This is a genomic window from Pseudolabrys sp., assembly GCF_035943735.1.
Taxonomy (GTDB): Bacteria; Pseudomonadota; Alphaproteobacteria; order Rhizobiales; family Xanthobacteraceae; genus Pseudolabrys.
The window spans coordinates 281,701-306,368 of the sequence record NZ_DASZBV010000016.1; the positions used below are offsets into that span (position 1 = coordinate 281,701).

Sequence of the window (24,668 nt, forward strand, 5' to 3'; positions counted from 1 at the left end):
TCAATGGTAAAACTCCTAAGCGGCGGGCGATGAACCGGCGACCACCGTCGTGCCGGTCTGTCGGCGGCGGCACGTCGGGTGACGCGGCATCGGGCCGGCAGCGGAGATCGGGCTCCTACGCCGCCTTGTCCTTCTTCACGTCCTTGATGTCGGTGAAGACGATGTCCGGCGCGCGCTCGCGCGTGTAGTCGAGGATGAACTGGTTGCGCGCCATGAACACCTTGTCGCCGTCGAGATCCTCGGCGACCGACGAGTAGTTGGCGGAGACGAACTCGTCGAGCGTCTTGCGCTCCGGGCACGACAGCCAGCGCGCCAATTGGAATTCCGGCTGCTCGAAGCCGATGTCGAGGCCGTACTCCTCCGAGAGCCGCACCTTCAGCACGTCGAGCTGCAGCGGCCCGACCACGCCGACCAAAGCCGGCGCGCCGTCGAGCGGGCGGAACACCTGCACGACGCCCTCCTCCGCCATCTGCTGCAGAGCCTCTTTCAACTTCTTCGCCTTCATCGGATCGCCGAGCTTCACGCGGCGCAAAATCTCCGGCGCGAAGTTCGGCACGCCGAGGAAGGCGATGTCCTCGCCTTCGGTGAAGGTGTCGCCGATGCGCAGGGTGCCGTGGTTCGGGATACCGACCACGTCGCCGGCATAGGCCTCGTCCGCGACCGAGCGATCCTGCGCGAAGAAGAACTGCGGCGCCGACAGGGTCACCGGCTTGCCGGTGCGCGTCAGCTTGGCCTTCATGCCGCGGCGCAGTTTGCCCGAGCACAGGCGCGCGAAGGCGATGCGGTCGCGGTGGTTGGGATCCATGTTGGCCTGGATCTTGAACACGAAGGCGGTCATCGCGTTCTCGTGCGCATCGATGCGGCGCAGGTTGGAATCCTGCGCACGCGGCGGCGGCGCCAGCGCACCGAGTGCATCGAGCAGATCCTTGACGCCGAAATTCTTCAGCGCCGAGCCGAAGAACACCGGCGTCAGATGGCCCTCGCGAAACGCCTGCATGTCGAACGGCCGGCAGGCCTCCCTGACCAGCGCCAGCTCTTCCTTGATGGCGGCGGCATCGAGCATCGGGTTCTTGGCGGCGAGCGCGTCGACGTCGAGCGGCTGGCGGTCGACAGTCTTGTCGTTCTCACCGACGAGACGCATCTCGCCGGTGGCGATGTCGTAGGTGCCGGCGAAGTCGCGGCCCTGCCCGATCGGCCAGGTCATCGGCGTGGTGTCGAGCGCCAGCGTCTTTTCGATCTCGTCGAGGATCTCGAATGGGTCGCGCGCCTCGCGGTCCATTTTGTTGATGAAGGTGATGATCGGGATGTCGCGCAGGCGGCAGACTTCGAACAATTTGCGCGTGCGTGCCTCGATGCCCTTGGCGGCGTCGATCACCATCACCGCCGAGTCGACCGCGGTCAGCGTGCGATAGGTGTCCTCGGAGAAGTCCTCGTGGCCCGGCGTGTCGAGCAGGTTGAAGACGCGGCCGTCGTAATCGAAGGTCATCACCGAGGTGACGACCGAGATGCCGCGCTCGCGCTCGATCGCCATCCAGTCCGAGCGGGTGGAGCGGCGGTCGCGCTTGGCCTTGACCTGCCCGGCGAGATTGATGGCGCCCCCGAACAGCAGCAGCTTTTCGGTCAAAGTCGTCTTACCCGCGTCCGGGTGCGAGATGATCGCAAATGTGCGCCGCCGCTCGACCTCGGCGGCGAGCGGCGTCTGGGGCGCAGAATCGGCGCGCAGTGGTACGTTCATGCCGTGCATGTGGCGATATTTGCCCTGAAAATCAAGCACATTTGAATCGATGCCGACGGCGGCCGCGCAGTGCGCGTTAACATTGCGCGGGTTCCGTTTCGTCGCGCTGGCGCTACGGACTAATACGGAAGTGATTCTGCACTTACATCGACCAAAGATCGCGGCCGCACCGGCCGTCGGAGCCTTGCTATGCGGTCGTCTCTCCTGCGAATGCTGACTGTCGTGCTGACGCTGTTGCCGCCGACAGCAATGGCGGCTCCGGTCAAGCTCAAGCTCTCGTTTTTCACCTCGGATCGCTCCATCGCCTACCAGATGGCGGTCAAGCCGTTCGTGGACGCCGTCAATCGCGACGGCAAAGGACTGATCGAGATCGACGTCTATTTCAGCGGCGCATTAGGCAGGGTGCAGCGCGAGTTGCCGCAGCAGGTGCGCAGCGGCGTTGCCGACATTGCTTTCATCGTCCCCGGTCAGAACCCGGACGTGTTTACCGATAATGTCGTGGTCGAACTTCCGGGTCTGTTCCACGACGTCCGCGAAGCGACGCTGACCTATACCCGGCTCGTCGCGGCGGGCGCGCTGGCCGGATATCAGGATTTTGTGGTCATCGGCGCGTACGGCACCGCGCCAGAGATCATCACCAGCCGCAAGCCGCTCAAAACTCTTGCGGACCTCAAGGGGCAGAAAATACGCGTCAATAATGCAACGGAAGGCAAAGCGGTCGCCAAGCTCGGCGCGACACCGGTCCCGCTCGCCTTCAACGAAACCTCGCCCGCCATCGCCTCCGGAGCCATCGACGGCGCCACGGTGGCGGGAGCTCAACTCTTCGATGTCGGCTTCGGCAGCCTCACCACGAACCACTATTTGCTCGGCACCAGCCCCGCACCGCTCGCACTGGTGATGAACCGAAAGGTGTTCGACGGCCTGCCTGCGGAAGCGAAGACCCTGATCACGAAATACAGCGGCGAGTGGACGGCGCAACAGTATATCCAGGCGTACGAAGACTTCGACAAGACGGTGACCGAGCAGATCAAGATGGACCCGCGGCGCAAGGTGGCTTCACCGTCGCCCGACGATCGGGCAGCGGCGCAGAAGGCATTCGCGGAGATCGTCGACACCTGGGCCGCCGCGGACGCGCGTCATATGCAATTGCTCAAGCTCGCGGAAACGATGCTGGCGAAGATCCGGGCGGACAAGACCCCCGCCCCGGTCGAACGGCACTAGAGACTCGCCCCCCTTGCGCCGCTCTGTCGATGGCGGGCGCCGTGGGTCTTTCCGTAACCTGCCCTCGCCGCCGAACAGGCGGGCTTGATCTGACGCAATGTTTCCGCCGCAGGACGTCCCATTCTGACGCCATGCAGCCGATCTCGACGGTCCTCCACCCGACCGATTTCTCCAATGCCAGCGCCGACGCCTTCGTGCACGCGCTCAAGATCGCGCTTGTCGCCAAGGCGATGCTCTACATCCTGCATGTGCCTTCGGGCGGCGACGATGACGTCATGGCCTTCCCGCACGTGCGTGACACGCTGGCGCGCTGGGGGCTGATGGACGCCGACGAGCCGCCGCAGGCGGTGGAGGCGAGGCTCGGCATGCGCGTCGCCAAGGTCGATCTGGAACCGCAGGCGCCGGAAGACGGCGTGCGCCGGTTCATCGCCGAGCACAAGCCGGACCTGATGGTCCTCGCCACCGAAGCGCGCCAGGGCGTCGCGCGCTGGCTGCACGGTTCAGTCGCCGAAAAGCTCGCGCGTGCCACCACCGCGCCGACCCTGTTCGTGCCGGCCAAGGGGCGCACCTTCGTCGACCAGATGCGCGGCGAGGTGCGGCTGCACCACGTGCTCATCCCGATCGACCAAAGACCGAAGCCGGCGGCGGCGGTCGGCTTTGCCATGGGGCTGGCGCATCTGCTCGCCGGCATGAGCGCGGAGGAGCGCCTGCTGCACATCGGCAAGGAGCCGCCGCGCATCGCCCGCCACAACGAGCCGGACCGCGTGCTGCCGGTGGCGTTGCGAAAGGGCGATGTCGTCAAGGCGATCATTGACACCGCCAATGACTGGCCGGCCGACCTCATCGCCATGGCTACGGCGGGGCACCGCAGCGTCTTCGACCTGATCCGCGGCTCGACCACCGAGCAGGTGCTGCGCCAGGCCCCCTGCCCGGTGCTGGCGGTTCCGGTCGGCTGAGCCCCAAACTTTCACCTCCTCCAGCCCAAACTTTTCACTCCGTTCGACTAGGCCGAACGATAACGGCTGCTTCATCGGTTGCGTCGAACAGTCCCGCGGCTCATAGTCGGCGCCCTTTCCTGTCGCCGGCGTCCGCCCAGGTCATGACCCTCGAGCAGCTCCGCATCTTCGTCGCCGTCGCGCAGCGCGAGCACGTCACCCGCGCCGCCGCCGACCTCAACCTGACGCAGTCGGCGGTCAGCGCCGCGATCACCGCGCTCGAGGCGCGGCACGCGACACAGTTGTTCGACCGCATCGGCCGCCGCATCGCGCTGACCCAGGCCGGCCGCCTATTCCTGATCGAGGCGCGCGCGGTTCTGGCGCGTGCCGCCGCCGCCGAAGGCGCACTCGCCGATCTCGCCGGCTTGAAGCGCGGGGCGCTGGCGCTCGCCGCCAGCCAGACCGTCGGCAATTACTGGCTGCCGCCGCTGATGGCGCGCTTCCGCGCCGCCTACCCCGGCGTGACACTGAGCCTGACCATCGGCAATACCGAGACCGTCGCCGCCATGGTGCAGGACGGCGCCGCCGATCTCGGCTTCGTCGAGGGCGGCGTCGATGGCGCGCCGCTCGACGTCACGGTCGTCGCCGAGGACGAACTGCTGCTGGTCGCGCCGCCGGGAACGAAGATCGCGAAAAAGCCGCTGCGCGCCGACGACGTCAAGGCCATGCGCTGGGTCGTGCGCGAGCGCGGCTCCGGCACGCGCGCCATTCTCGAGACCGCGCTGGCCGCTCTCGGCCTTACACTAAGCGACCTCGACGTCGCGCTCGAGCTGCCGTCGAACGAAGCGGTGCAGAGCGCGGTCGAAGCCGGCGCCGGCGCGACCGCGTTGTCGCACCTCGTCGTGCAGGATGCCATCGCCGCGGGCGCGCTGACCGCGCTGAATTTCAAATTTCCGAAACGCCAATTCTCGGCGCTGCGGCACAAGGATCGCACGCCCTCGCAGGCCGAGCGCGCGCTGATCGCGCTGATCGACGGCGCCGCCCCGGTCGCACGACGGTCGCGGCGTTAGCCGATCGCGGCTTGATAATCGTCCGGCTTGAAGCCGACCAGCAGCTTGCCGCGCGGCAACTCCAGCACCGGCCGCTTGATCATCGACGGCTGCGCCAGCATCAGCGCGATCGCCTTCTTCTCGCTCAGACCGTCCTTGTCCTTGTCGGGCAGCTTCTTGAACGTGGTGCCGGCTTTGTTGAGCAAGGTCTCCCAGCCGGCCTTCTTCGCCCAGACCTCGAGCCTGTCCTTGTCGATGCCCGCCGTCTTGTAGTCGTGGAAGGCGTAGTCGACCTTGTGCTTGTCGAGGAAGGCGCGCGCCTTCTTCATCGTGTCGCAGTTCTTGATGCCGTAGATGGTGATGGGCATGGCCGATGCTCGCTGTGGGACGGCGCAGAAAAGCAGATGCGCGGCGGACGGCACAAGCCCGCCCGCCGGCGTTGCGCACAGCCGTCAGCCGGCCGCCCGATAGCGCTGGGCCGCGTGCGCGTTGAACAGATTCGGCAATAGAGCCTTGCGCGAAGCATCCAGCGCGTCCCACTGCGCGGCATCCGCCAGCGGCGGGATCGTCACCGCCTCGCGTCTGTCGAAGCCGACCAGCGCCGCGTCGACCAGTTCGCCGACCTCCATGACGCCCTGCAGCTTGTCGATATCGCGTTCGGAGCGTTCCCAGATCTCCGTGCGGGTCGCCGCCGGCAGTACCGCCTGCACGTACACGCCCCTGCCGCCGAGCTCCGCCTGCAGTCCCTGCGACAGGCTGAGCACGAAGGCCTTGCTGGCGCCGTAGACGCCAAGTGAAACCTCCGGCACCAGAGCCAGCACGGACGCGACATTGACGATGGCGCCCTCGCCGCGCGCGACGAAGCGCGGCACCGCCGCCGCGGCAAGCCGCGTCACCGCGGTCACATTCACCCGGATCAGGCGGTCGACGCTATCGATGGCGGCGTCGGCGAACGTGCCCGGTGCGGCGATCCCCGCATTGTTGACCAGGATGCCGATGCGGTCGTCGTCGCGCAGCCGATGTTCGACCCGCGCGAGGTCCTCGGCGACCGCGAGATCGGCCGGCAGGACATCGACCGCAACCCCGGTTTCGGCGCGCAGCCGGCCCGCCAAGGCCTCGAGCCGCGCGCGGTCGCGTGCCACCAGCACGAGGTTGTGGCCGCGCCGGGCGAAACGGTCGGCGTAGACGGCGCCGATGCCGGAGGACGCCCCGGTGATCAGGAAAGACGGTAATTGGGTATTCATGACGCTCTCCTATTCATTATGCTCATCATGATTGTATTCATGATAGCAGTAATGTATAAAGTCAAGCGGGTTTGGAGACCGCTCACATGAAAGTCAGCAAGGAACAGGTTGCGAAGCATCGGGCGCAGATCGTCGCCGCGGCGGGCCGGCTCTTCCGGCAGCGCGGCTTCGACGGCGTCTCGGTCGCGGACATCATGAAGGAGGCCGGCCTGACGCACGGCGCGTTCTACGGCTATTTCACATCGAAGGAGGCGCTGATGGCGGAAGCGGTCGCGCAGGCGCTCGCCCCCGCCTCGAAATACCTGCCGGCCGAACAATATGCCGACAACTATCTCAGCACCCGGCACCGCGACAATCGCGCCGACGGCTGCATGTTCGCCGGCCTCGGCAGTGAAGCCGTGCGCGGCTCGGACGACCTGCGCCACGCGATGACCGAGGCTTTGCGCCGCCAGATCGATCGCTTCGCCGCCGAGAGCAAGGGCCGCACGGAAAAGGAGCGGCGTCGCGCGGCTGTCGCGACCTGGTCGTCGATGGTCGGCGCCGTGCTGCTGGCGCGACTGGTGGATGACGAGTCGCTGTCGAAAGAGATTCTCGCCGGGACGCGCGCGTCGCTATCATTCGATTAGCTGGCCGAAGACCGGCCAGGTCCGCGCTCGCACGCATCGGACAGGCCGGGCGTCACCGCCCCGCGATCAGTCGCAGCCACGGCGCGGCATGGAACGCGCTCATCAGAAGATACATCGTCCCCATGCCGCTCAGCGGCAATGTATGCTGCATGCACATCATGTCCGGCGCACCGCCCGACGCCCAGTTCCACAGCGCCATCAGCGCGAAAGTCGGTGCGGCGGCGAGGCCGAGCCATCGCGCCAGGCCGGGAGCGGCGGCGCCGCCCCCCGTGCAGGCGCCGACATCGTGGCGCAGGACCGGAGACATCGGCGCGTCGGTCATGGCCGCGCCTCACCGACCTGCCGCGCAGCAGGAGGTGGCGGCCGCCACCGGCTGCGGTTCGTAGCGGTCGTGGTGCCGCACCCAGGCCATCGGGTGGCCGTCGTGCTCGTCGCGCCCCTTCGGCGTCAGATCGAGCATGCGGTACGTCCCCATCATCACCTCGACGCCGCGGCCGTAGGTCGAATAGGTATGGAAGACATTGCCGGCTTCGTCTTTGGCGAACACGCTCACACCCGGCAACTCGTCCCTGAAGGCGGGCTTGCCGAAATTGTACTTCGGCGCGCCGTCGGCGACCTGTTCCGGCGTGAACGAGACGCCGTAGTCGTAGTTGAAGTCGTTGCCGCTGGACGACACCCACGGAAACGACCAGCCCATGCGGCGGCGGAATCGCTCGATTTCGGCGAACGGCGCCCGCGAGATCGCCACCATCGCCGTGTCGCGCGCGGCAAGATGCGCGAGCATACCGTCGGTGTGATCGGCCATGTAAGAGCAGCTCTTGCAGCCCTGCTCCCAGCCCGGCGCCAGCATGAATTGCTGCACGACGAGCTGCGACCGGCCGTCGAACAGACCGGCGAGCGTCACGGCGCCGTCGGGCCCTTCGAAAACGTAATCCTTCCCGACCCGCACCCAGGGCATCTGCCGGCGCAACCGCGCGACCTCGTCGCTGCGCCGCGTCAGGTCCTTCTCGGCGGCCAGAAGATCCCGCCGCGCCTCCAGCCATTCGTCGCGAGATGCGATGACATGTGTCGTCATGGTGTTTCTCCTCTTGTGATCCGGCGGCTCGCCGGACTTGTCCGTGCGTTCGATCTAGCGCCGGCCAGCCGCCGGCCGGGAGTGACAAGTGTGGCGGGATTTGAATGGGCTCGCCGACCGGCGCCGCCCGCATTAACTGTCGCGCTTACGAAAGGCGGCTTCGCCCGCATCCGACACCGCGACCCATTTCGGGTCTGGCGCGGCGTTCGGAACGTAACTGTCGTTCCAGTTCCACCACTTGTACGGCCGCTCCTGCGGGTAGCCGTCCGGCGAGTCTTCCCATATCTCCTGACGGCCGAGCGCCGTCATGTCGAGATAACTCCAGACGGTGCCCATCGCCTCGTCGCCGCGGCTGTTGATGAAGTAGGTGCGGAAAATCCGCTCGCCGTCGCGGATGAAGGCGTTGTGGCCATGCCATTGATCGACGCCGAAATCGGCATCGAAACTGTCGGTGATCGTGTACCATGGCATGTCCCAGCCCATCCGCGCTTTCAGGCGCGCGATGTCGGCCTGCGGCGCCCGCGACGCGTAGGCGAGCGTCGTGTTGCGCGCGTGCAAATGAGCGAGATTGCCGACCTGATCGGCGCCGAGCGAGCAACCGATGCACGCATGCTCCGGCCAGCCGTGCACGCCCGGCTCGAAGAAGGCGCGGTAGATGATCAACTGATGGCGGCCCTCGAACAGATCGAGCAGGCGCATTTTGCCCTTGGGCTCCTCGAACACGTAGGCCTCGTCCACGGCCGTCCACGGCATTCGCCGGCGCTCGGCGGCCAACGCGTCGCCGGCGCGCGTGAAGGCTTTCTCTTTCACCAGCATTTGCTCGCGCGCGGCGTCCCACTCCCGGCGCGACACAATCGGCGGCGATTTCATGGTACGCTGGCCGCCTTGTCCGTCTGAGGTGTTCGTGTTCATCGTTTCTCTCCGTTCTTCGGCATTCGGATCGTCGTCCGCTGTCCACGCATGTCTTGCGTGAACGTTACCTAGGCGGCGCATCCGGCCGGGAGGAGTGACAAGTGTGGCGGGATTTGAATGGACTCGCTGACCACCGCCGCCGCGCATGCCCTCGCCGGCGGCGACCCGCTCGGCGCCCTCAACTTCATCGCGCTGCGTGACGACGCCCCGGCGCTGGCGCTGCGCGGCATCGCTATGGCGCAGCTCGGCGACCTCGCCCGCGCCAAGCTGCTGCTGCGACGCGCGGCGCGCGCCTTCGGTCCGAAGGAAACAATTGCGCGCGCACGCTGCGCCGTCGCCGAGGCCGAGATCGCGCTGGTGTCGCGCGATCTGAGCTGGCCCGTGAAGGCGCTCGAGACCGCACGCGCGACGCTGCAGGCGCGCGGCGACCGGATCAATGCCGCGCACGCGCATTATCTCGCGATCCGCCGCCTGATCCTCATCGGCCGCCTCGGCGAGGCCGAGCGGCTGCTCGAAGGCTTCGATCCTTCGCCGCTGCCGCCGGCGCTGCGAGCGGCGCACGAACTCGTCGTCGCCGGCATTGCGCTCAGGCATCTCAGGACGAAGCCAGCCCGCGCAGCTCTCGAACGGGCCGAACAGGCCGCGCGCGCCGCACGCATCAGACCTCTGCTGGCCGAGGTCGAGACCGCGGCGTTGGCGTTGACCACCCCCGCCGCACGCCTCGTCAGCCGCGGCAGCGAAAGGCTGCTGCGGCTCGACGAGGTCGAAACTCTGCTCGCGTCGAAGACTTTGATCGTCGATGCCTGCCGCCACGTGGTGCGGCACGCCGGGACGATCGTGCCTCTCGACAGCCGGCCGGTGCTGTTCTCGCTTGCCCGCACGCTCGCGGACGCCTGGCCGCACGACGCCTCGCGCGAAGTTCTGCTCGCCCGCGCGTTCCGCGCAAAACATGCCGATGAATCCCATCGCGCGCGGCTGCGCGTCGAGATCGGCCGGCTGCGCAAGGCGCTTCGCGCGATCGTGAGCATCGACGCCACGGCGGGCGGCTTCGTGCTGGCGCCGCTCGAGGCGCGCGACGTCGTCGTGCTGGCGCGGCCCGACGAGGAAGAGCACGCCGCCGTGCTGGCGCTGCTCGCCGACGGCGAGGCCTGGTCAAGCTCGGCCTTGGCGCTCGCGCTTGCCGCCAGCCAGCGCACCGTGCAGCGCGCGCTCGACGCCCTCGCCGCCAAAGGCAAAGTGCAATCGGTCGGTCAGGCCCGCGCGCGGCGATGGATGACGCCGCCTGTGCCCGGTTTCCCGACAAGCTTGTTACTCACGGGCCCGCCGCCCGGTGGCTAAGGTGTGCGCATCAGGCAATCGGAAATCGAGGATGCGACCATGAAGCGCTCGGCAGCAAAGATCGTCCGTGAATACGGCCCGTTTCCGGACGTCACCAATGTGGCCGGGGTCAGCTACGACGGCGCCAATGTCTGGGTCGCCACCGGCGACAGGCTGAACGCGATGGATCCGGCGAGCGGCAAGATGCTGCGCTCGCTCGATGTGCCCGCGCATGCAGGCACCGCCTTCGACGGCCGGCACCTCTACCAGATTTCCGGCGAGCACATCCAAAAGATCGATCCGGACAGCGGCCGCGTCATCGCCACCATCCCGACGCCCGAAGGCGGCGCCGCCGGCATGGCCTGGGCCGAAGGCATGTTGTGGGTCGCGCAGCATCGCAAGCGCGAGATTCACCAAGTCGATCCCGAGAGCGGCCAAATCCTGCGCACGATCGACTCCAACCGCTTCGTCACCGGCGTCAGCTGGGTCGATGACGAACTCTGGCACGGCACGTGGGAAGACGAGCAGAGCGAAATACGGCGCATCGATCCGAAGACCGGCGAAGTCCTCGAACAGGTGGATATGCCGCCCGGTCTGATCGTGTCGGGCCTGGAATCGAACGGCGGCGACGCGTTCTTCTGCGGCGGCGGCACCAGCGGCAAGGTGCGCGTGGTGAAGCGGTCGCGGCGCTGAGCGCCACTTGATCGTTCGCGGCGGCTTCGGCATTAAGGATGGCACAGGCGCGCGGTTCAGGTCGCGCGCGCTGCCGGGACCGGCGCGACATCGCCGCTCGCAGCACGAACCGCATTGATCGCATCCGTCATGGCGCACAAGGCCCACGTCTCAATCCCGCACTGGTCGTGGATCGCGCCCGGCGCCGGCGGCGTGCTGATCGCGCTCGCCTTCGCCGGCGTCGTCGCCGGCGGCTCCGGCCTCGTCAGCGCCGTGGCGGCGATCCTGCTCGCTGCCGCCGTGTTCGCGGCCGTGCATCACGCCGAGGTGCTGGCGGTGCGCGTCGGCGAGCCGTTCGGCTCAATCATCCTCGCCGTCGCGGTGACCGTGATCGAAGTGGCGCTGATCGTATCGATCATGCTCTCCGACGCGAGCGGCACCGCGGTGGTGGCGCGCGACACCGTGTTCTCCGCGGTGATGATCGTGCTCAACGCCGTCATCGGGCTTTGTCTCGTGTTCGGCGGCCAGCGCCACCGCGAGCAGAGCTTCCAGATCGAGGCAGCCTCGGCCGGGCTCGCCGTGCTCGGCACGCTGGCGGTCATGACCATGGTGCTGCCGAATTTCGTGCGCGGCGGGGCCGAGGGCGGGCTGGCGCCGGTGCAACTCGTCGTCGTCGGCTTCGTCTGCCTCGCGCTCTACGCCGTGTTCGTGTTTGTGCAGACGGTGCGCCACCGCGACTACTTCCTCGATCTCGCCGGCGCGGACGATACCGACGCGGATGAGCCGCCGCCGTCGAACGGCGTGACGCTGGCCAGCGCCATCCTGCTGCCGCTGTCGCTCACCGCCGTCATCCTGCTGGCGAAGCTGCTGTCATATCCGCTGGAGAAGGCGGTGCACGCAGCCCACCTGCCGCAGGCGGTGGTCGGCGTCGTCATCGCTGCGGTGGTGCTGCTGCCGGAGGGCATCGCCTCGGTGCGCTTGGCGCTGCTGAACCGGCTGCAGAGCAGCGTCAATCTCGTGCTCGGCTCGGCGCTCGCCAGCATCGGCATGACCATACCCGTGGTGGCGGCGATCTCCGTGCTGATGCACCGCGAACTGACGCTCGGCCTGATCGGCAAGGACGTCGTGCTGCTGCTGCTCACCTTGTTCGTGAGCACGATCACGCTCGGCACAGGCCGCACCACCGTGTTGCAGGGCGCCGTTCACCTCGGCATCTTCGCCGTGTTCATCCTGCTGTCGGCGATGCCGTAATCCGCCTCGTCCGAGGCCGAAGCCGATCGCGTCACGGCCGATCGACGCGGCCCGATGCGATCCCATCGTGCGCCTTGAGATCGATCGCGGCGAGCCTGGTCCATGCCTCCTCCGCGTCTTCGGCATACTCGAAGAGACTGCAATCGGTCCGATCGATCGTGCCGGCCGCGATCATCGCGTCGAAATTGATCACGGTCTGCCAGAACTTGCGGTCGATCATCACGGTCGCGACCGGCGGCGATTTCCCGGTGATGCGCAGATTGAGGGTTTCGAACAGTTCGTCGAGCGTGCCGAAGCCGCCCGGGAACACCACCAGCGCGTTGGCGCGCATCGCCAGATGCATCTTGCGCATGGCGAAGTAGTGGAAGCTGAAGGTCAGCTCCGGCGTGGTGTAGGAATTGGGCTGCTGCTCGTGCGACAGCGCGATGTTGAAACCGATCGACGGCGCGCCGGCGTCCGTCGCGCCGCGGTTCGCCGCCTCCATCAGGCCCGGCCCGCCACCGGTGGCGATGACATTGTCGCGCGTGTGCCCGTGCGGCTTGAGCGCGCCGCCGCGCTCGGACGCGATGCGGCCGAATTTGCGCGCCTCATCGTACCAGAAGGCCTGCCGCCCCGGACCGTTCTCGCGCACGCGCGCCGAGCCGAACACGACGATGGTCGAGCGCACACTCCAGTTGCGCAGCGCCTCCTCGGCCTTGGCGTATTCGAGCAGGAAGCGGACGCCGCGCATCGAGTCGCCCAGGATGAAGTCCTGGTCGAGCGCGGGAAGCGTGTAGGACGGGAGGTGGGTGCGGTCGGAGGCCACTGGCTTATCCGATGAGCTCATCGTCCGCCCCCTCACTCCCACTCGATCGTGCCGGGCGGTTTGCTCGTCACGTCATAGACCACGCGGTTGACGCCCTTCACCTCGTTGATGATGCGCGTCGCCACGTGGCCGAGGAATTTCATGTCGAAGGCATAGAAGTCGGCAGTCATGCCGTCGGTCGAGGTCACGGCGCGCAGGCCCACCACATACTCATAGGTGCGGAAGTCGCCCATGACGCCGACCGTCTTCACCGGCAAGAGCACGGCGAAGGCCTGCCAGATGTCGTCGTATTGCCCCGAGCGGCGGATCTCCTCGATGTAGATCTCGTCGGCGAGCCGCAGGATATCGAGCTTCTCCTTGGTGATCGCGCCGGGCACGCGGATGGCGAGCCCCGGTCCGGGGAACGGATGGCGGCCGACGAACACTTCGGGCAAACCGAGCTCGCGGCCGAGCGCGCGCACCTCGTCCTTGAACAGTTCGCGCAACGGCTCGACCAGCTTCATGTTCATGCGCGCCGGCAGGCCACCGACATTGTGGTGCGACTTGATCGTCACCGACGGGCCACCGGTGAACGACACGCTCTCGATCACGTCCGGATAGAGCGTGCCCTGCGCCAGGAATTGCGCCGGTCCTTCTCCCTTTTTTGCGATCTTCTTCGCTTCCTGCTCGAACACGTCGATGAACAATTTGCCGATGGTCTTGCGCTTGACCTCCGGATCGTCGACGCCTTCGAGCGCCTTGAGGAAGGTGTCGCTCGCGTCGACGTGCACCAGCGGGATGTTGTAACTGTCGCGGAACATGGTCACGACCTTCGAGGCTTCCGCGAGCCGCATCAGGCCGTGGTCGACCAGCACACAGGTCAACTGCTCGCCGATCGCTTCGTGGATCAGCACCGCGGCGACCGCCGAGTCGACGCCACCGGAAAGGCCGCAGATGACGCGGCCCTTGCCGACCTGCTTCCTGATCTTGTCGATCGCCTCGTCCTTGAAGGCGCGCATGGTCCAGTCGCCGGTCAGCCCGGCGATCTTGCGCACGAAGTTGCGCAGGATCGCGGCGCCGTGCGGCGTGTGCATCACTTCGAGATGGAACTGTGTGGCGTAGAACTTGCGCTGGTCGTCACCGATCATGGCGATCGGCGCGTTCGGCGAGGTGCCGAGCACCCTGAAACCCGGCGGCAGCTCGGTGACGCGGTCGCCGTGGCTCATCCAGACGGGATATTTCTGCCCCTTCTGCCAGACGCCCTCGAGCAGCGGGCTGTCGGAAACGACTTCCACCTCGGCGCGGCCGAACTCGCGATGATGCCCGCCCTCGACCTTGCCGCCGAGCTGCTGCGCCATCGCCTGCTCGCCGTAGCAGATGCCGAGCACCGGCACGCCGGCCTCGTAGATCGCCTGCGGCGCCAGCGGCGCGTCCTTTGCGTGCACCGAGGCCGGGCCGCCCGACAGGATCACCGCCTTCGGCTTCATCTCCTTGAAGGCTTGCTCCGCCTTCTGGAACGGCACGATCTCCGAATAGACCTTTTCCTCCCGCACCCGCCGCGCGATGAGCTGTGTGACCTGGGAGCCGAAGTCGACGATGAGGACTTTGTCGTGGGTCTTGTCGGACGTTTTTTCGGACGTTTTTTCGGTCATGGGCCTGCCGTTTCGTATGATCCGACGGGCCCGTCGCGAACGACATGGAATCGACCGAAACGACCGTAGGGAGGCACCCGTATTTGCGGTGCAAACAAAGCAGGGTCAAGCCCGCGCGGCCGGCCCCTGTGGGCAGCGGCCACGGGCATTTTCACCCGGCTTTTAAGGATGCGTTCATGACGATTGTCCTGCCCGGCTAACGGCCCGTTAGCCGCGGCCGTGCCACAAATGGCGCGCACTGTAAGACACTTGTTGGGAATGCGCCCGTGACCTTCCACGCCGAACGCCTCACCTTCGCAACGCACGGCGGCAACCGCCGCGACACGCTTTTCCGCGAGACGATGCTGGAGGCGGCGGAGCGCTGGACGCTCGGCCTCGCCTGGGGCCTGACCCCGAAGCGGATCGCCGGGGTGCCGGCGCTGCTGCGCATGTGCGCGCGCGAGACCCTGGCCGCCGATTACGCCCTGCCCGATCCCGAGCGCGCGCTTGCCGCACCGGCCGGGCTCGCCGGCATCGTGCACGACCTCACGCTGCCGAAGCTGCTCGAGGCCTATCGGCGCGGCCTCTATCCGCTGGCGCATGCCGGCCCGCTGAAATGGTGGTCGCCGCCCGCGCGCTCGCTGTTGTTCTTCGACGAATTGCACATCGCCAAGCGCCTGCGCCGGCAGATGCGGCAGTCTCGCTATACCGTCACCTTCGACCGCGACTTCGAAGGCGTCATCAAGGCCTGCGCCGGCGTGCGCGCCGGCCGCTGGCATCTCACCTGGATCACGCCGCGCATCATGCGCGCCTATGCCGACGCGTTCGACGCCGGCTACGCGCATTCCTTCGAGGTGTGGAACGAGACAGGCGAGCTCGCCGGCGGCGGTTATGGCCTCGCGGTCGGCGGCTCGTTCGCGACGGAATCGCAGTTCTCGCTCGAGCCGAACACGTCGAAGATCGGCTTCACCGTGCTCAACTGGCACCTGGCGCACTGGGGCTACGCCTTCAACGACGGCAAGCTTATGACCCCGACCTGCCGCGACATGGGCTTCCGCGAAGTGCCGCGCGCCGAGTATCTGGCGAAGCTCGCGCCGGTCGCGCGCAAGCCGGACAGGCTTGGCCGCTGGTCGGTCACGGCGGATTTGAACGTCGTCGCCGACTGGCAGCCGGGATCTTGATCCGTCGTCCCCGCGCGGGCCGGGACCAGACTCCGCAGCGTCTCATGTCGGCGGCGGCGTATGGGTCCCGGGCCTTCCTCGCTTCGCGCGGTCGCCCGGGACGACAGCCTAATGCAGCACGAACTCGCCGTTCACCGGCTTGAGCTCGGCCGGCTTGATCAGCTTGCAGTGCGCGACCTGGACGGAATGCAGCGGGCCTTCCAGCTTCTCCTGCCAGAATTGCAGGAAGCGGTGCAGTTCGGGGAACGCGGGGAACATGTCGTACGCCTGCCACACATAGGTCTGCAGCAGCCAACTGTGGTCCGGACGCCGGTACAGGATTTGCGCGGTGGTCAGGCCATAGCCGGCAAGCTGCTTCTGGAAGTCCTGCGAGATCATTCCGGTTCTCCCGATCGATTCAACGCTCCAAGTTTCGAATTGCTACGCTGTGCATTTCAAGCCGAAACGTTGAACAAACTGTTTAAAATCAAGGCGTTAGCAGCAGAGCCTCAGCCCTGCTAACAACCGTCCCCACGATCCTTCCGGCGTGGGTGCGGAAAACCGCCGTCGCGCCAGCCGAGTTCCGGACGCGCGCCGTTAACCCTCGGCGCCACACGTGCTTTTGATTTTGTTGGCACTCCTGAGAGAGGAGTGCTAAAAAATCTTCCGGCGCCCCTTGCTCCCCACCAAAGGGCGCCCATCTCCACTTCAGGGAGCTGATATGGGGACCAGTCAGCTGCCGAAAACCCAAGCTTTTACAACTATCTAGGAGGACTGCCATGAAGTTCCGCCCGCTTCACGACCGCGTCGTCGTCAAGCGCATCGACGCCGAGCAGAAGACTGCCGGTGGCATCATCATTCCGGACACTGCGCAGGAAAAGCCGAGCCAGGGCGAAATCGTCGCCGTCGGCCCGGGTGGCCGCGACGAGAGCGGCAAGCTCACCCCGATCGACGTGAAGGTCGGCGACATCGTGCTGTTCGGCAAGTGGTCGGGCACCGAGGTCAAGATCGACGGCCAGGATCTCCTGATCATGAAGGAGTCCGACATCATGGGCGTCATCGAAGGCGGCGCCGCCGCGAAAAAGAAAGCCGCTTAAGGGCAGAGCCCTCGTCCTGAGGAGCCTGCCGAAGGCGGGCGTCTCGAAGGACGAGAGCAACAGATCAAACAGCTCATCCTTCGAGACGCTGCGCTGCGCGCGGCTCCTCAGGATGAGGTCCGCAACCTGAAGGAAACGAAACAATGGCTGCTAAGGACGTCAAATTCTCCGTCGACGCCCGCGACCGCATGCTCCGCGGTGTCGACATCCTCGCCAACGCGGTGAAGGTCACGCTCGGCCCGAAGGGCCGCAACGTGGTCCTCGACAAGTCGTTCGGCGCTCCCCGCATCACCAAGGACGGCGTCACCGTCGCCAAGGAGATCGAGCTCGAGGACAAGTTCGAGAACATGGGCGCGCAGATGGTGCGCGAAGTCGCCTCGAAGTCGTCCGACTTCGCCGGTGACGGCACCACCACGGCGACCGTGCTCGCGCAGGCGATCGTCAAGGAAGGTTCGAAGGCGGTTGCCGCCGGCATGAATCCGATGGATCTCAAGCGCGGCATCGACATCGCGGTCGAGGCCATCGTCGAGGATCTCAAGAAGAACTCGAAGAAGGTCACCTCGAACGACGAGATCGCCCAGGTCGGCACCATCTCGGCCAACGGCGACAAGGAGATCGGTCAGTTCCTCGCCGAAGCCATGAAGAAGGTCGGCAACGAGGGCGTCATCACGGTGGAAGAGGCCAAGAGCCTCGAGACCGAACTCGACGTCGTCGAGGGCATGCAGTTCGACCGCGGCTACATCTCCCCCTACTTCGTGACCAACGCCGACAAGATGCGCACGGAGATGGAAGACCCCTACATTCTCATCTACGAGAAGAAGCTGTCGGGTCTGCAGGAACTGCTGCCGCTGCTCGAGTCGGTCGTGCAGACCGGCAAGCCGCTGCTCATCGTCGCCGAGGACGTGGAAGGTGAGGCTCTCGCCACCCTCGTCGTCAACAAGCTGCGCGGCGGCCTGAAGGTCGCGGCCGTCAAGGCGCCGGGCTTCGGCGATCGCCGCAAGGCCATGCTGCAGGACATCGCGATCCTGACCGGCGGCCAGGCGATCTCGGAAGACCTCGGCATCAAGCTCGAGAACGTGACGATCAACATGCTCGGCCGCGCCAAGAAGGTGTCGATCGACAAGGAGAACACCACGATCGTCAACGGCGCCGGCAAGAAGGCCGACATCGAGGCGCGCGTGGCGCAGATCAAGGCGCAGATCGAGGAGACCACCTCGGACTACGACCGTGAGAAGCTGCAGGAGCGTCTGGCCAAGCTCGCCGGCGGCGTCGCGGTCATCCGCGTCGGCGGCGCCACCGAGGTCGAGGTGAAGGAACGCAAGGATCGCGTCGACGACGCGATGCATGCGACCCGCGCCGCGGTCGAGGAAGGCATCCTGCCGGGCGGCGGCGTCGCTTTGCTGCGCGCCACCGAGGCCCTCAAGAAGGTCAAGGTCGCGAACGAGGACCAGAAGCACGGCGTCGACATCGTCCGCAAGGCGATCCAGTCGCCGGCGCGTCAGATCGCGTTCAACGCGGGCGAAGACGGCTCGGTCATCGTCGGCAAGATCCTCGAGAAGGATCAGTACGCCTACGGCTTCGACGCGCAGAACGGCGAATACGGGAACATGATGTCCAAGGGCATCATCGACCCGACCAAGGTCGTGCGTGCGGCGATCCAGAACGCGGCTTCGGTCGCGGGCCTCTTGATCACCACCGAGGCCATGGTTGCCGAACTGCCGCAGAAGAAGGGCTCAGCGCCCGCCATGCCGGGCGGCATGGGCGGCGGCATGGACTTCTAAGCGACGCGCAAGCGTCGTCCCGGGCGCGGTGCAGCACAAGCGCAAGCGAAGTGATGCACCGCAGATCCGGGATCGCCATCAACCAACGCGGAGGCCCGGGAGCGATCCCGGGCCTTCTGCTTTTCGGCGCACCGCGGCCTTACGCGACCCGCTTGAGCCAACGGCTCATCGCCGCCTGCTGCTCCGGCGACACCTCGTACGCCGCCTCCGCGATCAATCTGGCGAGCGTGACCTTGCCGAGTTCGGCGAGGTAGACCCGCTCGGCCGCCCACATGGCGCGCGCGATGCCGCACGGCTTCGGATAGCAGCGGCGCGGCTGCCCGGTCGGGCCGCGGCGGCGGATCTCCTGACAGCGAAATGACGGGCCCGGCCCTTCGACCGCCAGTACGATGTCGCGCAGCGTGATCTCGTCCGTCCGCCGCGCCAGCCGGTAGCCCCCCGACGGTCCGCGCGATGCATTCAGAATCCCGGCTTTCGACAAAGCCTGCAGCTGCTTGGCGAGATACGCCCTCGGCACCTCGAAGAAGGCCGCAAGGTCGGCCGGGCCGAGCGCGCGCCCTTCCGGCAATGCGGCCAGCACCGTGCAGCCATGCACGGCCCACTCGACACCTTCCGACAATCGCATCTTGACGCTAGCCTCTAAGCGGATATTTTTTATCCGTAATACGATTGTGCCGTTTTTGCAATGGAGTTCGCAATGTCGCAGCGTTTCAACCTTCGCCAGGTCGCGCCCGAAGGCTACAAGGCGTTCGGCCCGCTCTATCAGTACATCGAGGCCTCGGGTCTCGACCGAAAGCTTGTCGACCTCGTTTACCTGCGCGTCTCCCAGATCAACGGCTGTTCCTATTGCGTCGACCTGCACTGGCGCGACCTCGTGAAAGCCGGAGAGGACCAGCGCAAGGTCAACAGCCTGATCACCTGGAAGGAGGCGCCCTTTTTCAGTCCGCGCGAGCGCGCGGCCCTCGCCTGGACCGAGAGCCTCACCAATATCGCGCAGACCGGCGCGCCGGACGCCGACTATGCGCTGGTGAAGACCGAATTCAGCGAGAAGGAAATCGGCGACCTCACCATCGTCATCGCGCTGATGAACGCCATGAACCGCGTCGGTATCGGCTCGCGGCTCGCTCCCGCCGTCGAAGCGGCGTAGCACTGGAGGCCTGTCGCTTTTCGGGTGGCGCGGCCCGCTGGAACTCGGGCAAAACAAAACGACCACCCGAATTGGCGCGCGTTCATCCGGCGTCGCCCGTTCGAAAGTGGCCGTCACGCGATGACAAAGACGCTACACTGCATCGCGATTACCAGGCACATTATCGGCAACACGTGACAAGCGCATGACACTGCAGGGCAAAATCTACGCCGGCATCGGCGGCTGGACCTACGAACCATGGCGCGGCGTCTTCTATCCGAAGGGCCTGCCGCACGCGCGCGAGCTGGAATATGCCGCGCAGCACCTCACCTCCATCGAGGTGAATGGCACCTTCTACCGCACGCAGGCACCGAAGACCTTCCGCGCCTGGGCGAGCGAAGTGCCGGACGGCTTCGTGTTCGCGCTCAAGGGCCCGCGTTACGCGGTGAACCGGCGCGTGCTCAGCGAGGCGGGCGAGTCGATCAAACGCTTCCTCGAGTCAGGCGTCACCGAGCTCGGCAAGAAACTCGGTCCGCTGCTCTGGCAGTTCGCCCCGACCAAGAAGTTCGATGAGGCCGACTTCGGCGGCTTCCTCGATCTCTTGCCGAAGACGTTCGACGGCCACACGCTGCGTCACGTGGTCGAGGTGCGCAACGACACCTTCAAGACGCCGGCCTTCATCGCGCTGGCGCGCAAGGCCGGCGTCGCCATCTGCTACGCCGAGCACGAGACCTATACCGAGATCGCCGACCTCACCGCCGACTTCGTCTATGCACGGCTGCAGAAGGGCAACGAGAAGCTCAAGGCCGGCTATCCGCCCAAGGCGCTCGATGCGTGGGCCGACCGCGCCAGGACCTGGTCCAAAGGTGGCGCGCCGACGGATCTCGCTTACGTCGACAAGAAGGCGGCGAAGAAAGAGCCGCGCGACACCTTCATCTACTTCATCCACGAGGCCAAGGTGCGCGCGCCGGCCGCCGCCATGGCGCTGATCGAACGGGTGTCGTAATGGTGAAGACGGCGAAGAAGGCGACGCGCAAGCCGGCGGCGAAGAAGAAGGCCGCAACCAAGCGCAAGAAGACGTCCGGCAGCGTACTGTCGTTGTTCACCATCGGCTATGAGCAGGCAAAGCCCGCCGCCGTGCTCGATGAGCTGAAGCAGGCGAAGATCGACATGCTCGTCGACGTCCGCGCCGTCGCCGCGTCGCGCCGGCCGGGCTTCTCCAAGCGCCAGCTTTCCGCCTCGCTCGACGACGCCGGCATTGCCTATCTGCATTTTCAGAAGCTCGGCACGCCGGCCGAGGGCCGCCAGGCCGCGCGCGCCGGCGATCGCGACACGCTGTGGCGCATCTACGAGAAGCACATCAGGACGCCGGAGCCGCAGGCCGAACTCGGCGAGCTCGCCGATCTGGTGAAGTCCGGCAAACGCATCGCCCTGCTCTGCTACTGCCGCGATCCCAAGACCTGTCACCGCTGGGTCATCTGCACGCACCTCGAGAAGCGTCTGCCGCTCAAGGTCGACGACCTGATCCCGCCGCTGTTTTGATCGCAACCACAGCGCGCTTGATCTGAATCAACGCCGACCGTTGCGGCTGAAACAGACTCCCCGATACGACATCCGGGAGTACGCACGTGGCACGCATCATCGGCGCCGTCGCCGCTTCGCATACGCCGGCCATCGGCTTTGCCTACGACCGGCAGAAGCAGAACGATCCGGTGTGGAAGCCGATCTTCGAGGCGTTCCGCCCCGTGCAGCAATGGCTCGCCGGGCAGAAGCCGGACGTGCTTTTCGTCATCTACAACGACCACGTCACCTCGTTCTTCTTCGATCACTACTCGGCCTTCGCGCTGGGCGTCGGCGACAGCTACGCCGTCGCCGATGAAGGCGGCGGCGTGCGCGACCTGCCGCCGGTCAAAGGGCACACCGGCCTCGCGCACCATATCGGCGCGGCGCTGGTCGCCGACGAGTTCGATATGTCGTTCTTTCAAGGGAAGCCGCTCGATCACGGCTGCTTCTCGCCGCTGTCGATGATGTGGCCGCACGAGCCGGCGTGGCCGGGAAAGATCGTGCCGCTGCAGGTCGGCGTGCTGCAGTTTCCCGTGCCCTCGGCGCTGCGCTGTTACAAGCTGGGGCAGTCGTTGCGCAAGGCGATCGAGAGCTATCCGGAAGACCTCAAGGTCGCGCTGGTGGCGACCGGCGGCCTGTCGCACCAGGTGCACGGCGAGCGCGCCGGCTTCAACAACACGGCGTGGGATGAGCGCTTCCTCGACCTCATCGAGAAGGACCCGGTCACGCTGACGCGCATGACGCAGGCCGACTATGCGCGGCTCGGCGGCATGGAGGGCGCCGAGGTGATCATGTGGCTCGTGATGCGCGGCGCGCTGTCGGCGAACATCAAGTGCCTTCATCGCACCTATTATCTGCCTTCGATGACCGGCATCGCCACCGCGATCTACGAGAACGAGGCGGTCGAACCGATGGCCGACGTCAATGCCGACTATCGCCGCCATATCGGCCACCAGCTCGCCGGCGCCGAGGCGCTGACCGGCACCTACCCGTTCACTTTGGCGCGCAGCGTGAAGGGCTTCCGCCTCAACAAATTCCTGCACGACCTGATCGTGCCGGAGAAGCGCGCCGCCTTCCTCGCCGACGAGAACCAGGCCACCCGCGCCGCCGGTCTCTCCGCGGAGGAGCAGGACATGCTCCGCCGCCGCGACTGGCGGACGATGATCCGCTACGGCGTCTCCTTCTTCATGCTGGAGAAACTCGGCGCGGTCACCGGCGTGTCCAACCTGCACATCTACGCGGCCATGCGCGGCGAGACGCTCGAAGAGTTCCAGAAGACGCGTAACGCGCCGGGCGCGCTCTATTCGGTGGCCGGCACGGATGCGAAGCGGCTCGCGTGGGACGAGGAGCCGGTGGCTTGACTACTCCGCCGCCTGTGCGATCGCCTCGGGCTGCCGCCGCTCCACATGGCCGACCAGCACCGCCAGACCCGCCGTCAGCACGAACATCGCCAGCGCGATGGCCGCGTTCGCCGCCAGCACCAGCGGAAAGCCGCCCTTGTCGTGCAGAAGCGCGATCATGCCGATGGCAACGCCGGCGCTGACGAACAGCAGGAAATAGCGCACCGCGTAGATGCGCCCGCGCCAGGCGTCGGCGGTGTAGCGCGCCAGCACGATGTCGTTGACCGTCACCTGCCCGTAGATCGCGGCGATGGCGACCGCGAGCGCCACCATCAGCATGACGCCGTCGGCATAGGCCGCCCACAGATTGCCGAGGAAGCCGAGCGCGGTGATCGCGGCGAACAGCGCATGCGGCGGGAAGCGCTCGACCAGGCGGCCGACGCAGAGCTGCGCGATCGCGCCGCAGATCAGCACCAGGGTGGCGACACTGCCGGCGAGGAGCAGCGGCACATGCGCGGCAAGCCGCTCGTCGATGATCTTCGGCAATGCGATGGTCAGGAGATTGAATACCGTGCCGGCGGTGAGCGCGATGCCGATGAACAGCCCGAACAGCAGCACCGCCTCGCGCGCCGTCATCGTCACCGCCGCAGTCTTCTTGCGCATCCTGGCGTGGTGGCGGTCGTCGGGCGTCACCCACAGATAGACGACGCCGGTTGCCACCGCGAGCACGGCCGGCGCGAGGAACGCCATGCGCCAGCCGAGCCAGGCGGCCAGCGCCGCGCTGATGCCGGCGGCGAGCGAGACGCCGAGATTGCCGCAAACACCATTGAAGGCGAGCGTGCGGCCCCGCGCCTGCGAGGCCTCGATCAGCATGGCCATGCCGACCGGGTGATAGATCGAGGCGAAAGTGCCGATCGCGAAGAGCGCCACGGCGAGCACGATCAGGTTCGGCGCCAGCCCGGCGAGCGCCAGCGAGCCGCCAACGCCGAGATAGAAGATGCCCATCATGTTGCGCCGGCTCCAGCGATCGGCGAGCAGGCCGGCGGGGAGCGAGAACACGCCGAAAGCAATGAAGGCGGCGGTCGAGTAGACGATCAGATCCGAATAGGGCCGGCCGTAGACGGCGCCGAGCCCGAGCACCACCGTCGGATAGATCAGCAGCACGAAGTGATCGAGCCCGTGCGCCCAGTTGAGGAAGCCGATCAGCTGGCGCTTGTGCGCCTCGTCGTGGCCGGAATGGCCGACCGTGGTGGGGTTCATCGTCCCGACTCTCCCATTGCAGGCCCGGTATACCGCTTGCCTTTTGGCGATGTTCGGTCGATTTTCGTCGCGATCAGGCCAGGGAGCTGCCAGTGCCCGGATCGCGGCCGATCTATCGGCCCAACATGGACGACGCGCCGCGCCCGGTCGCCGTGATGGCGAGCCGGCGGACGGCTGGCGAGCACATCCAGCTTCACATCCACCGCCGGGCGCAGTTCCTGCACACCTCGTCCGGCATCCTCCGCGTGGAAACGGAGCAGGCCGCCTGGATCCTGCCGCCGGCGCGCGCGCTCTGGCTGCCGTCGGAATGGCCGCACAGCATCACCATGCGCAGCCAGGTGGAGATGCGCGCGCTCTATGTCGATCCGACCGCGGCTATGAGCCTGCCGCAGCAGCCTGTGCTGGTGGAAATTTCCGGCCTGATGCGCGAGCTGATCCTGGCGTTGCTGCACGAGCCCGTCGATTTCGACGAGAACGGCCGCGGCGGAATCATCGCGCGCCTGATCCTCACCGAGCTGGCGCGGCTCGAGGAACGACGGTTCGACGTGCCGATGCCGCGCGATGCGCGCGCTTTGCGCGTCGCCCGCGCTTTGCTCGACGACTGCAGCATCGACCACGATCTCGACCGCTGGGCCGACGAGGCCGGCGCCAGCCGGCGCACTCTGGCCCGCATTTTCCGCGCCGAAACCGGCCTCGGCTTTGCCGAATGGCGGGCACGTTTGCGTGCTGTCGACGGCCTTGCCCGTCTTGCCGATGGCGCCTCGGTTGCCGAGACGGCGACCGCGGTGGGTTACGCCAGCGCGAGCGCATTCTCAGCGATGGTCCACCGCATCCTCGGCGGCCCGCCGCGGCGGCTGCGCCGGGCCGGCTGACACAACCGCAGCACACG

General features: G+C 66.6%; 26 protein-coding genes. 15 read left to right on the top strand and 11 right to left on the bottom strand.

The genetic code is table 11. The annotated features are described in order from the left end of the window. Positions 1 to 115: 115 nt before the first annotated feature. Positions 116 to 1,735 carry a peptide chain release factor 3 gene (locus tag VGV41_RS09675; protein ID WP_326863907.1) on the bottom strand — a complete coding sequence of 540 codons (1,620 nt, stop codon included), beginning with the start codon at positions 1,733 to 1,735 and terminating at the stop codon, positions 116 to 118. Between the two features lie 189 nt (positions 1,736 to 1,924). Between VGV41_RS09675 and VGV41_RS09680 the strand changes: the two genes are divergently transcribed. The 3 genes from VGV41_RS09680 to VGV41_RS09690 all read left to right on the top strand — a co-directional run bounded on the left by VGV41_RS09680 (position 1,925) and on the right by VGV41_RS09690 (position 4,961). Next, a complete protein-coding gene (locus tag VGV41_RS09680; RefSeq protein WP_326863601.1) occupies positions 1,925 to 2,956 on the top strand; it encodes a TRAP transporter substrate-binding protein DctP in 1,032 nt (343 codons plus the stop codon). A gap of 131 nt (positions 2,957 to 3,087) precedes the next feature. Next, positions 3,088 to 3,912, top strand: a complete 825-nt coding sequence (locus VGV41_RS09685; RefSeq protein ID WP_326863602.1) for a universal stress protein — start codon at positions 3,088 to 3,090, stop codon at positions 3,910 to 3,912. A gap of 143 nt (positions 3,913 to 4,055) precedes the next feature. Beyond that, positions 4,056 to 4,961 (top strand): LysR family transcriptional regulator, encoded by a 906-nt coding sequence (locus tag VGV41_RS09690; RefSeq protein ID WP_326863603.1) that lies wholly within the window; start codon positions 4,056 to 4,058, stop codon positions 4,959 to 4,961. Here the strand turns inward: VGV41_RS09690 and VGV41_RS09695 are convergent. Beyond that, complete coding sequence (locus tag VGV41_RS09695) at positions 4,958 to 5,308, bottom strand: ArsC family reductase (protein ID WP_326863604.1); 351 nt, start codon at positions 5,306 to 5,308, stop codon at positions 4,958 to 4,960. The two genes, VGV41_RS09690 and VGV41_RS09695, sit on opposite strands and share 4 nt — an antisense overlap. Before the next feature lie 84 nt (positions 5,309 to 5,392). After that, a complete protein-coding gene (locus tag VGV41_RS09700) occupies positions 5,393 to 6,184 on the bottom strand; it encodes an SDR family oxidoreductase (protein ID WP_326863605.1) in 792 nt (263 codons plus the stop codon). Positions 6,185 to 6,270: 86 nt separating this feature from the next. Here VGV41_RS09700 and VGV41_RS09705 point away from each other — a divergent pair, with 86 nt between their 5' ends. Beyond that, on the top strand, positions 6,271 to 6,810 hold the full coding sequence (locus VGV41_RS09705) for a helix-turn-helix domain-containing protein (protein WP_326863606.1): 540 nt from the start codon (positions 6,271 to 6,273) through the stop codon (positions 6,808 to 6,810). A gap of 52 nt (positions 6,811 to 6,862) precedes the next feature. On the opposite strand, the gene VGV41_RS09710 is transcribed toward VGV41_RS09705, so the two are convergent. The 3 genes from VGV41_RS09710 to VGV41_RS09720 form a co-directional block, all read right to left on the bottom strand. Then, positions 6,863 to 7,132 (bottom strand): hypothetical protein, encoded by a 270-nt coding sequence (locus VGV41_RS09710; protein ID WP_326863607.1) that lies wholly within the window; start codon positions 7,130 to 7,132, stop codon positions 6,863 to 6,865. 9 nt (positions 7,133 to 7,141) lie between these two features. Further along, complete coding sequence (locus VGV41_RS09715) at positions 7,142 to 7,885, bottom strand: DUF899 domain-containing protein (RefSeq protein ID WP_326863608.1); 744 nt, start codon at positions 7,883 to 7,885, stop codon at positions 7,142 to 7,144. Positions 7,886 to 8,017: 132 nt separating this feature from the next. Further along, positions 8,018 to 8,797, bottom strand: coding sequence for a DUF899 domain-containing protein (locus VGV41_RS09720; protein ID WP_326863609.1), 780 nt, complete (start codon positions 8,795 to 8,797; stop codon positions 8,018 to 8,020). Between the two features lie 117 nt (positions 8,798 to 8,914). Between VGV41_RS09720 and VGV41_RS09725 the strand changes: the two genes are divergently transcribed. From VGV41_RS09725 to VGV41_RS09735, 3 genes are all read left to right on the top strand, one after another. Beyond that, positions 8,915 to 10,135: a helix-turn-helix domain-containing protein gene (locus tag VGV41_RS09725; RefSeq protein ID WP_326863610.1), complete on the top strand. Its 1,221-nt coding sequence runs from the start codon at positions 8,915 to 8,917 to the stop codon at positions 10,133 to 10,135. Between the two features lie 39 nt (positions 10,136 to 10,174). Then, the gene (locus VGV41_RS09730; protein ID WP_326863612.1) at positions 10,175 to 10,807 is read left to right on the top strand and encodes a glutaminyl-peptide cyclotransferase; all 633 of its coding nucleotides are present in this window, start codon (positions 10,175 to 10,177) and stop codon (positions 10,805 to 10,807) included. A gap of 129 nt (positions 10,808 to 10,936) precedes the next feature. Further along, positions 10,937 to 12,037, top strand: coding sequence for an ionic transporter y4hA (locus VGV41_RS09735; RefSeq protein ID WP_326863613.1), 1,101 nt, complete (start codon positions 10,937 to 10,939; stop codon positions 12,035 to 12,037). 31 nt (positions 12,038 to 12,068) lie between these two features. On the opposite strand, the gene VGV41_RS09740 is transcribed toward VGV41_RS09735, so the two are convergent. Both VGV41_RS09740 and guaA read right to left on the bottom strand, forming a co-directional pair. Further along, positions 12,069 to 12,863: an LOG family protein gene (locus VGV41_RS09740; RefSeq protein WP_326863614.1), complete on the bottom strand. Its 795-nt coding sequence runs from the start codon at positions 12,861 to 12,863 to the stop codon at positions 12,069 to 12,071. 11 nt (positions 12,864 to 12,874) lie between these two features. Further along, entirely contained in the window at positions 12,875 to 14,473 is a 1,599-nt protein-coding gene (gene guaA / locus VGV41_RS09745) for a glutamine-hydrolyzing GMP synthase (RefSeq protein ID WP_326863616.1), read from the bottom strand. Between the two features lie 266 nt (positions 14,474 to 14,739). Between guaA and VGV41_RS09750 the strand changes: the two genes are divergently transcribed. Then, on the top strand, positions 14,740 to 15,633 hold the full coding sequence (locus VGV41_RS09750; protein ID WP_326863617.1) for a leucyl/phenylalanyl-tRNA--protein transferase: 894 nt from the start codon (positions 14,740 to 14,742) through the stop codon (positions 15,631 to 15,633). A 108-nt stretch (positions 15,634 to 15,741) separates the two neighbouring features. Here VGV41_RS09750 and VGV41_RS09755 read toward each other — a convergent pair whose 3' ends face one another. Next, the gene (locus VGV41_RS09755) at positions 15,742 to 16,011 is read right to left on the bottom strand and encodes an usg protein (RefSeq protein ID WP_326863618.1); all 270 of its coding nucleotides are present in this window, start codon (positions 16,009 to 16,011) and stop codon (positions 15,742 to 15,744) included. Between the two features lie 380 nt (positions 16,012 to 16,391). On the opposite strand from VGV41_RS09755, the gene VGV41_RS09760 reads away from it, so the two are divergent. Next, positions 16,392 to 16,709 (top strand): co-chaperone GroES, encoded by a 318-nt coding sequence (locus tag VGV41_RS09760; RefSeq protein WP_326863619.1) that lies wholly within the window; start codon positions 16,392 to 16,394, stop codon positions 16,707 to 16,709. Between the two features lie 143 nt (positions 16,710 to 16,852). Then, the gene (groL, locus tag VGV41_RS09765; protein WP_326863620.1) at positions 16,853 to 18,490 is read left to right on the top strand and encodes a chaperonin GroEL; all 1,638 of its coding nucleotides are present in this window, start codon (positions 16,853 to 16,855) and stop codon (positions 18,488 to 18,490) included. Between the two features lie 139 nt (positions 18,491 to 18,629). On the opposite strand, the gene VGV41_RS09770 is transcribed toward groL, so the two are convergent. Next, complete coding sequence (locus VGV41_RS09770; protein WP_326863621.1) at positions 18,630 to 19,115, bottom strand: Rrf2 family transcriptional regulator; 486 nt, start codon at positions 19,113 to 19,115, stop codon at positions 18,630 to 18,632. Between the two features lie 72 nt (positions 19,116 to 19,187). On the opposite strand from VGV41_RS09770, the gene VGV41_RS09775 reads away from it, so the two are divergent. The 4 genes from VGV41_RS09775 to VGV41_RS09790 all read left to right on the top strand — a co-directional run bounded on the left by VGV41_RS09775 (position 19,188) and on the right by VGV41_RS09790 (position 22,540). Beyond that, positions 19,188 to 19,637 carry a carboxymuconolactone decarboxylase family protein gene (locus VGV41_RS09775; protein WP_326863622.1) on the top strand — a complete coding sequence of 150 codons (450 nt, stop codon included), beginning with the start codon at positions 19,188 to 19,190 and terminating at the stop codon, positions 19,635 to 19,637. Between the two features lie 184 nt (positions 19,638 to 19,821). Continuing rightward, positions 19,822 to 20,622 carry a DUF72 domain-containing protein gene (locus tag VGV41_RS09780; RefSeq protein WP_326863623.1) on the top strand — a complete coding sequence of 267 codons (801 nt, stop codon included), beginning with the start codon at positions 19,822 to 19,824 and terminating at the stop codon, positions 20,620 to 20,622. Beyond that, positions 20,622 to 21,158, top strand: coding sequence for a DUF488 domain-containing protein (locus VGV41_RS09785; RefSeq protein ID WP_326863624.1), 537 nt, complete (start codon positions 20,622 to 20,624; stop codon positions 21,156 to 21,158). Before VGV41_RS09780 ends, VGV41_RS09785 begins: the two co-directional genes overlap by 1 nt. Positions 21,159 to 21,244: 86 nt before the next feature. Further along, positions 21,245 to 22,540 carry a gallate dioxygenase gene (locus tag VGV41_RS09790; RefSeq protein WP_326863625.1) on the top strand — a complete coding sequence of 432 codons (1,296 nt, stop codon included), beginning with the start codon at positions 21,245 to 21,247 and terminating at the stop codon, positions 22,538 to 22,540. On the opposite strand, the gene VGV41_RS09795 is transcribed toward VGV41_RS09790, so the two are convergent. Beyond that, positions 22,541 to 23,779 (bottom strand): MFS transporter, encoded by a 1,239-nt coding sequence (locus tag VGV41_RS09795; RefSeq protein ID WP_326863626.1) that lies wholly within the window; start codon positions 23,777 to 23,779, stop codon positions 22,541 to 22,543. It lies immediately after the preceding gene. Positions 23,780 to 23,871: 92 nt separating this feature from the next. On the opposite strand from VGV41_RS09795, the gene VGV41_RS09800 reads away from it, so the two are divergent. Then, complete coding sequence (locus tag VGV41_RS09800) at positions 23,872 to 24,651, top strand: helix-turn-helix transcriptional regulator (RefSeq protein WP_326863627.1); 780 nt, start codon at positions 23,872 to 23,874, stop codon at positions 24,649 to 24,651. Positions 24,652 to 24,668 lie beyond the last annotated feature (17 nt).

Bases quoted from the DNA above. Each gene is read 5' to 3' on its own strand.
- VGV41_RS09720 (WP_326863609.1), bottom strand. From the start codon at position 8,797: ATGAACACGAACACCTCAGACGGACAAGGCGGCCAGCGTACCATGAAA.
- VGV41_RS09725 (WP_326863610.1), top strand. From the start codon at position 8,915: ATGGACTCGCTGACCACCGCCGCCGCGCATGCCCTCGCCGGCGGCGAC.
- VGV41_RS09795 (WP_326863626.1), bottom strand. From the start codon at position 23,779: ATGAACCCCACCACGGTCGGCCATTCCGGCCACGACGAGGCGCACAAG.
- VGV41_RS09775 (WP_326863622.1), top strand. From the start codon at position 19,188: ATGTCGCAGCGTTTCAACCTTCGCCAGGTCGCGCCCGAAGGCTACAAG.
- VGV41_RS09685 (WP_326863602.1), top strand. From the start codon at position 3,088: ATGCAGCCGATCTCGACGGTCCTCCACCCGACCGATTTCTCCAATGCC.
- VGV41_RS09700 (WP_326863605.1), bottom strand. From the start codon at position 6,184: ATGAATACCCAATTACCGTCTTTCCTGATCACCGGGGCGTCCTCCGGC.
- VGV41_RS09680 (WP_326863601.1), top strand. From the start codon at position 1,925: ATGCGGTCGTCTCTCCTGCGAATGCTGACTGTCGTGCTGACGCTGTTG.
- guaA (WP_326863616.1), bottom strand. From the start codon at position 14,473: ATGACCGAAAAAACGTCCGAAAAAACGTCCGACAAGACCCACGACAAA.
- VGV41_RS09740 (WP_326863614.1), bottom strand. From the start codon at position 12,863: ATGAGCTCATCGGATAAGCCAGTGGCCTCCGACCGCACCCACCTCCCG.
- VGV41_RS09715 (WP_326863608.1), bottom strand. From the start codon at position 7,885: ATGACGACACATGTCATCGCATCTCGCGACGAATGGCTGGAGGCGCGG.
- VGV41_RS09690 (WP_326863603.1), top strand. From the start codon at position 4,056: ATGACCCTCGAGCAGCTCCGCATCTTCGTCGCCGTCGCGCAGCGCGAG.
- VGV41_RS09780 (WP_326863623.1), top strand. From the start codon at position 19,822: ATGACACTGCAGGGCAAAATCTACGCCGGCATCGGCGGCTGGACCTAC.
- VGV41_RS09755 (WP_326863618.1), bottom strand. From the start codon at position 16,011: ATGATCTCGCAGGACTTCCAGAAGCAGCTTGCCGGCTATGGCCTGACC.
- groL (WP_326863620.1), top strand. From the start codon at position 16,853: ATGGCTGCTAAGGACGTCAAATTCTCCGTCGACGCCCGCGACCGCATG.
- VGV41_RS09710 (WP_326863607.1), bottom strand. From the start codon at position 7,132: ATGACCGACGCGCCGATGTCTCCGGTCCTGCGCCACGATGTCGGCGCC.
- VGV41_RS09730 (WP_326863612.1), top strand. From the start codon at position 10,175: ATGAAGCGCTCGGCAGCAAAGATCGTCCGTGAATACGGCCCGTTTCCG.
- VGV41_RS09770 (WP_326863621.1), bottom strand. From the start codon at position 19,115: ATGCGATTGTCGGAAGGTGTCGAGTGGGCCGTGCATGGCTGCACGGTG.
- VGV41_RS09705 (WP_326863606.1), top strand. From the start codon at position 6,271: ATGAAAGTCAGCAAGGAACAGGTTGCGAAGCATCGGGCGCAGATCGTC.
- VGV41_RS09695 (WP_326863604.1), bottom strand. From the start codon at position 5,308: ATGCCCATCACCATCTACGGCATCAAGAACTGCGACACGATGAAGAAG.
- VGV41_RS09785 (WP_326863624.1), top strand. From the start codon at position 20,622: ATGGTGAAGACGGCGAAGAAGGCGACGCGCAAGCCGGCGGCGAAGAAG.
- VGV41_RS09675 (WP_326863907.1), bottom strand. From the start codon at position 1,735: ATGAACGTACCACTGCGCGCCGATTCTGCGCCCCAGACGCCGCTCGCC.
- VGV41_RS09760 (WP_326863619.1), top strand. From the start codon at position 16,392: ATGAAGTTCCGCCCGCTTCACGACCGCGTCGTCGTCAAGCGCATCGAC.
- VGV41_RS09735 (WP_326863613.1), top strand. From the start codon at position 10,937: ATGGCGCACAAGGCCCACGTCTCAATCCCGCACTGGTCGTGGATCGCG.